Origin of the sequence: Novosphingobium sediminis (assembly GCF_007991615.1) — a bacterium.
GTDB lineage: Bacteria > Pseudomonadota > Alphaproteobacteria > Sphingomonadales > Sphingomonadaceae > Novosphingobium > Novosphingobium sediminis.
The window spans coordinates 1-6,597 of sequence record NZ_BJYR01000048.1 but is presented as its reverse complement, the minus strand read 5'-3'; the positions used below and the strand labels follow the sequence as shown (position 1 = coordinate 6,597).

Sequence of the window (6,597 nt, the reverse complement as noted above, 5' to 3'; positions counted from 1 at the left end):
TTATCTGGACAGTCTGCACCGTGCCTGACGCACCATTGAACGGTATGTTCTTGGCACAACGCAGGGGGTCATCAGGCCGGATGAAGCGCTATCCATAAGCTGGCGTAGTCCGGCCTGATGGCCACCGTCCCGCAGGCGCGCAAGGTGTGCGATCTGGATTCGGGAGGGGGTCCGGGGGAGGGACTGGCAAGCTGTGGATACTTCAGACACGTCGATCGTCATTCAGGAACGCCGGGCGGCGGATGGCCTGGACTCCTACATCCCAATGATCCTGCAAGGTGGAGAGATCTACGATCCAGACCTCGACCGCTACTTCCTCGATCTGCCGTTGAACGGGGCGCGTTCGCGCCATTCGCTGCGCGCTCACGGCTATGATGTTCTGGTCTGGGTTCGCTTCCTCGCCTCCGCGCGCGGCAAGTCTGTCTGGCAAGCCGATACCGATGATGTCAGTGCCTATCATCGTGCCCGGCGGCGCAGCGATGCTGAGTTTCGGGTTTCGGCGTCGACGTGGAACCGGGCGATTGCCTCGCTCGACAAGCTTTACCGATGGGCCGAGCGGGAGGGCCTGATCGAGCGCACACCATTTACCCACCGTCAGGTCTGGCGAAGTTCGCACGGAGGGCGTCGAGCGGCCGTCACGGGCCGCAACGACGCCTATGAACGCGCGGCCCGTCGGTCCGATGTCCGCTTCATCGATCTCACCGATTACCGCGCCTTCCGAGAGGTCGGATTGCGCGGCCTGACCATAGAAGGGACCGAGCGTCCTGGAGCACGTGACCGGAATGGCGCGCGCAACGCGCTGTTCGCCGATCTGCTGGTCACCACCGGCCTGCGCCTCGAAGAGGCATCCCACCTGCTCACTGCCCAGATTCCGGTTGGCGATGCCCGCGCGGAACGGCAGCGGCGGGTAGAGCTTCCGGCGGCACTCACCAAGGGGGACAGGGGGCGTAGCATGTTGCTGCCGCGCCGTTTGTTGCCGGTGTTTGACGCCTATATCGCCGTTGAGCGAGCCGAAGCCGTCGCCAAGTTCGCAAGACGCCGTGGCTGGGAAGCCATCGACCGCCCGATCTTCATCCACTGCCCCTCATTCGGGCCGAGCGCATTGCATCTCGTTGGCGGTGGCACGATGGACATGGAGGTCGTCACACCGGATGAACGCGCCAGGCTCGTCATTTGCGATGACGACGGAACGCCCTGCGAAGCAGCGGTGCTCTGGCTGACCGAGGTCGGGCAACCGGTGCTCCCCAACTCGTGGGAAGCGATCTTCGCGCGGGCGAGCCGCCGCTGCACGGATGCCGGCATCCCGGTCCGGGTCAGCCCCCATCAACTCCGGCATTCCTTTGCGGTCCACATGCTGGCGATGCTGATCCAGCGCCGCCTTGCCGAGGCGGCGGCACCGGTGGGCACCATGGATGGTTATCGCCAGTTGGTCGGCGATCCGCTTCAGCAGGTTCAGCGATTGCTCGGTCATTCAAGCCTCGCCACGACCTCGATCTATCTCGATCACCTCGCCACGCGTGCCGATACCGTTGATGCGGCGGTCGAAGAGCTGTTGGCACTCGTACCGGGCTATCTTCCATCATGACCGCTGCTCCACGCAAAGGACGCAAGGTCAGTTTCGAGGCCTCGGCGACTGCGCCCGAGGCCGATCCATGGTCGCAGATCAGCACGCTGCGCTTCATGATCGATCCGCCATACGGCGGTGAGTTGCTCGTGGATTTCACCAGCTTCCGGCCCCGTGGCCTGGCTCTCGCCTTTGCACGGGGCCTGTTCATGCTGGTCGCCCCGCGCGGCCCCATCATGGTGCGTTCGTCGATCAAGACATACGTCACGCAGTTGCCGAGCTTCTTTGCCTATCTTGCCGGGACAGGCGATCGGATCAACGGCCCGGCAGACCTTCGTACCCACCATATCGATGGATTCGAGAGATGGCTCGCCGCACAAGGCAAGTCGCGAGTGCACGCGCCGACCTATGTCGCCAAGATCGTTTCCATCCTGCGCCGGGTCGCCGTCGATCAACCGGATCTCTTTGACCCGGGGCTCCGCGATCGGCTTCGCTACGTGAGTTCGCATCCCTATGCCCGGTCTCGCCCTCGTGACGCGTACAGTCCGTTCGTTGCCCGCCAGCTACGCGAAGCGGCGCGCACCGATCTTGTCGGCATCGAGGCGCGCTTGCGGGCCGGCCCACGCTATGACGACGTGCCGGATCTTGAGGTGGCCGCCCACAAGGCGCACCTAGCGATAGAGGCTCGCGGTACCCTGAAGCATCGCGATGCCGAGTGGATGGCGCTTTACGCCAGACGCTGGAACCGGAGCATCGTCAGCCCGGATTTCGCCATGGCGCTGCATGGTGCCCATTACCTCACATCCGCCGATGTCGTGCCGCTACTGGTCCTTTTTTCGCTCGAGACCGGCCTCGAACTCGAGTGCTGCAAGACTCTCACCATCGATTGCCTGCGCAACGCTTCGGGCGGGACGGTGGAGATCGCATACACCAAGCTTCGCGCGCATGGTGCCGAACACAAGACCATCCGGGTCAGGGACGGCGCCTCGACAACACCGGGCGGCCTGATCCGGCGCATTATCGCGCTTACGGCCAAGGCGCGGGTACATCATGCCAGCGATTGCCTGTGGGTCTATTATCAGCACGGCGAGATCACCGCTGGTATTCGCCATCCGCGCATGACGATCGACGCCTGGACGCAGCGTCACGGCATTGTCGATGACGCCGGCCGACCGCTCTATCTGCGCCTTTCGCACCTGCGCAAGACGCACAAGGCCTTGTGGTACCTGAAGACCGAAGGGCACATGGCCCGCTTCGCCGTCGGCCATACCGCCGAGATCGCGGCACGGCACTACGCCGATATTCCGGCGCTCAGACCGCTGCACGAGCAGGCCGTGGCGGACGCCCTCGAAGCGGCGCTGCCCGGTCCCAGGGCACTTCCTCCTCCCGACGAGGAGCGACTGCGCGGCGAGTTGGCGAGCCCTACTCCGGATGATGAAGGCGTCTCGCGCGCACTTCTCGACGGCGAACAGGACGTCTGGCTTGCCAGCTGCGGCAACTTCTATTCCAGTCCCTTTGCATCTGCCGGTACCGCGTGCCCAACGCCGTTCTGGGGTTGCCTCGATTGTCGCAACGCGGTCATCACCGCGCGCAAGCTACCCGCCATCCTCGCGTTCCTCTCCTTTGTCGATGATCAGCGAGCCGGCCTGAGCGCAGCCGATTGGGCAGCCAAGTTCGGCCATGCCCGTGACCGCATTGTTCAGCAGATCCTGCCCGCCTTCGGCGACGATGTCGTGGCAAGGGCCCGGGCGCAGGTCGCGGCCGAACCTCCCATGGTTTACCTGCCACCCGAGGCCCGCGCATGACCGCTCTCCAGCTTCTGGCCGACAGCTGCAATGAACGTGACGCCCTCCCGGTGCTCATCTCCGCACCGCTCCGCCCTGGGGTCGATCGCGCGCATATCTCGCGATATGGCGATCCGGTCTGGGATCTGGCTCCCGGCGTGTTTCGCGAGAATGCCCGGCGGTGCCATGTCACGGTACATTTCGCCGTTATCCAAGACCCTTCCATCGCCGATGCCCTGCGCCAGATTCTTCATGCGCGTCTCAATGTCGATCTACCCGGCCACCGTTCACGGCTTGAGCCGGCGGGGGTGCGCGGCGAGGCCAACCGGATCTTGCGTTTTTTCGACTTCGTGAAGGCTCAGCTGGGTCATTTCGATCTTGGCCGGGTCGATCAGTCGTTGGCTGATCGCTACGCCCGCTCTTTGCGCCTTGCCGGACTGCGTCCGGTTGCGGCGGCAGCGCTGCTGCGGATAGTCTTCGACCTGCATGAGTTGCGGCACCATCTGCCGACTGCGCGCCTCTCCTTTGAACCGTGGCCGGGGCGCAGCCCTTTCTCGGTGGCGGGAGCAAAGTACGTCGCCGGAGAGAACCGGACGCCGCGCATTCCGGAAGCGATCATAACGCCGCTGCTCGCCTGGTCGCTGCGCTATGTGAACTACTACGCAGGAGATATCCTCGCCTCACGGGCGGAACTCGATCGCCTTGAAGCAAAGCGCAACCGTCTGGTTGCCGCTGAGGCGGGTCTTGATCATACGGATCGACGGTCGCGGCAACGCCAACGCCTCAACACCTATATTGCCGCCTTGCGGCGACAAGGGCGCGGGATCCCGATCTGGACCACCGCACACAACGGCACAACGCGGACAGATCCGCAAAGCGGCAAAGTCACGCCGCCGATCAACTATCATCTGATCCACCTTCACGCCGGCATCGACGCGCAGGTCGAACCTGCCATGCACCTTGGCCTGACCACCGGGGCGCCGGACCTCATCGCCGCCGCCATCGCAGAACTCGGCACCGAGATCGGCGGGATGGATACGCCCATTTCCGCCGATCTCGATACTGGCCTGCCTTGGCGCACCCGCTTCGATGCCAAGGTACTGGCTCTCGAAGAGGTCATGCTGCAGTCGGCGGCCTACGTCGTTTGTGCCTATCTCTCAGGCATGCGGGACAGCGAGATCCAGGCGATGAAGCGGGGATGCCTGTCCATCACCAGAGCAGAAGACGGTGCGATCTTGCGGCATCGCATCAAGTCCACCGCCTACAAGGGCAAGCGCGGCTGCGGCGAGGAGACCGAGTGGGTCACTATCGCACCGGTCGCCGAAGCCATTGCCGTCCTCGAACGGCTTTCCGCGCGGGCGGGGCAAGCGCGCGGGACAACGACCTTGTGGCCGGTCCTCACGCTTCGGGCTAACACCAAGACGCACGTTTCTGCCGAGATCGTCCGGCAACTCAACCGGTTTCGCGATCATCTCAACGACCGGTTCGGAACGGCGCAGGCACCGATCATTCCTGCCAGCCCCAATGGCGCGCCCTGGCGTCTGACCACACGCCAGTTTCGCCGGACCATTGCCTGGCACATCGCCAACCGGCCCTTTGGGACGATTGCCGGCATGATCCAGTACAAGCACGCCAGCGTTGCGGCGTTCGAAGGCTATGCCGGCAGCAGCCGGTCCGGATTTCGGGGAGAGATCGAAGCCCAGCGCGCGCTTGGCCAGATCGACGATATCCTCGTCTACTTCGACGATCGGCAAGGTGGTGCGCGCCTTGGCGGACCTGCCGCGAACAGGATCGGAGCCGCACTCGATACTGCCGCCCACGAGTTGGCGCCGCTACCCGCCATGATTGCCGACCGGCCACGCCTACGGACGATGCTCGGCAGTCTCGCGCGGACATTGCATGTCGGCCCGCTGGCCGATTGCTTCTTTGATCCGGCAACTGCCCTGTGCCTCAACCGCATTTCGGAACCGGGTGCGACCGGACCAATGATCGCCATGTGCGAGCCGGTCCGCTGCCCCAATGCCTGCATTGCCGAACGGCATCGCCCGGCCTGGCAGCGCGGAGCTGACGAGGCGCGGCTGTTGCTGCGCGAGAAGCGGCTTCCAGAACCGCAGCGGGTAACGCTTCAGGCCGAGGTGGCAAGGATTGAGCGTGTCCTCGAACAGATCGCGCCCGGTGCCGCCACACCTCGGACCGGTGTGGCGGGAGAGGGAGAGGAGGCCGGTTTTCGGGTGACGGGCTGAAGGAGCGGAAGAGAGTTTCCCTCCGCTCGTCGTGGAGACCCGCCATGTCCCGATCCCACCCTGCGACGCCGCGAGCCGACGTCTATTCGCGCATCACCACCGAGATTGTCTCTGCCATCGAAGCCGGTGCCGGCAATTGGCGCATGCCCTGGCACCATGATGGCGCTGCCACGACGAGGCCGCAGAACGTCACCTCCCGCCGTCGCTATCGCGGTGTCAATGTGCTGGCGCTCTGGATTGCCGCCGAAGCCAGCAGCTATTCCAGTGGTCTTTGGGGGACCTATCGCCAGTGGGCAGCTCTTGGCGGACAGGTCCGCAAGGGTGAGCGCGGAACCACCGTCGTGTTCTGGAAGCAGGCCGCATCGCGCGCCGATGATGATCATGACGACGGCGAAGCCGACCCCGGCCGCATGTTCGCCCGGGCCTTCACCGTGTTCAACCTCGCACAGGTCGAGGGCTATGAGCCCGCTCCTGTCGCAGTTCTACCCGAGGGCGAGCGGTTCGGGCACGCCGAAGCTTTCGTCGCGGCCCTCAAGATCCCGATCACCGAGGGCGCCTACGATGCGCACTACCGGATCGACCTCGATCACATCTTCATGCCGACCTTTGCCTCGTTTCGGGATGCATCAGCACAGATGGGCACGCTTTTGCATGAGGCGGCCCACGCCACAGGGGCAAAGCACCGGCTCGATCGCAACTTTGCCGAACGTTTCAAGCGGGACAGTCTGGCGATCGAGGAGATCTGCGCCGAACTGACAGCTTCGTTCGTGCTCGCCGACCTCGGGATCGCCCACCATCCGCGCGCCGATCATGCCGCATACGTCGCATCGTGGTTGCGCGTGCTGAAGGACGACCCTCGCGCCATCTTCACCGCCGCCAGCAAGGCACAGGCCGCAGCCGACTGGATGCACGCCCAGCAACCCCAGCCCGAGGAGTTGGCGGCATGATGCGCGTCCTAAAAATTGGCGTCGGAAGTCAGATTGGGGCTGGACTGTCAGGATATGTT

4 protein-coding genes are annotated in these 6,597 nt (G+C 64.4%); all 4 read left to right on the top strand.

The genetic code is table 11. From position 1 onward, the window contains the following. Window positions 1–193 precede the first annotated feature (193 nt). The 4 genes from NSE01_RS20975 to NSE01_RS20960 are packed head-to-tail and all read left to right on the top strand — an operon-like array spanning window position 194 to window position 6,538. Window positions 194–1,585, top strand: coding sequence for a tyrosine-type recombinase/integrase (locus tag NSE01_RS20975; RefSeq protein WP_027297285.1), 1,392 nt, complete (start codon window positions 194–196; stop codon window positions 1,583–1,585). Then, window positions 1,582–3,369 carry a hypothetical protein gene (locus NSE01_RS20970; RefSeq protein ID WP_027297284.1) on the top strand — a complete coding sequence of 596 codons (1,788 nt, stop codon included), beginning with the start codon at window positions 1,582–1,584 and terminating at the stop codon, window positions 3,367–3,369. The genes NSE01_RS20975 and NSE01_RS20970 overlap by 4 nt, the downstream gene beginning before the upstream one ends. Next, window positions 3,366–5,591: an integrase gene (locus tag NSE01_RS20965; RefSeq protein WP_147161506.1), complete on the top strand. Its 2,226-nt coding sequence runs from the start codon at window positions 3,366–3,368 to the stop codon at window positions 5,589–5,591. Before NSE01_RS20970 ends, NSE01_RS20965 begins: the two co-directional genes overlap by 4 nt. Before the next feature lie 44 nt (window positions 5,592–5,635). Further along, window positions 5,636–6,538: an ArdC family protein gene (locus NSE01_RS20960; protein WP_027297282.1), complete on the top strand. Its 903-nt coding sequence runs from the start codon at window positions 5,636–5,638 to the stop codon at window positions 6,536–6,538. The last annotated feature ends 59 nt before the right edge of the window (window positions 6,539–6,597 follow it).

Coding starts and splice junctions, on each gene's coding strand:
- NSE01_RS20965 (WP_147161506.1), top strand. CDS start 3,366: ATGACCGCTCTCCAGCTTCTGGCCGACAGCTGCAATGAACGTGACGCC.
- NSE01_RS20960 (WP_027297282.1), top strand. CDS start 5,636: ATGTCCCGATCCCACCCTGCGACGCCGCGAGCCGACGTCTATTCGCGC.
- NSE01_RS20970 (WP_027297284.1), top strand. CDS start 1,582: ATGACCGCTGCTCCACGCAAAGGACGCAAGGTCAGTTTCGAGGCCTCG.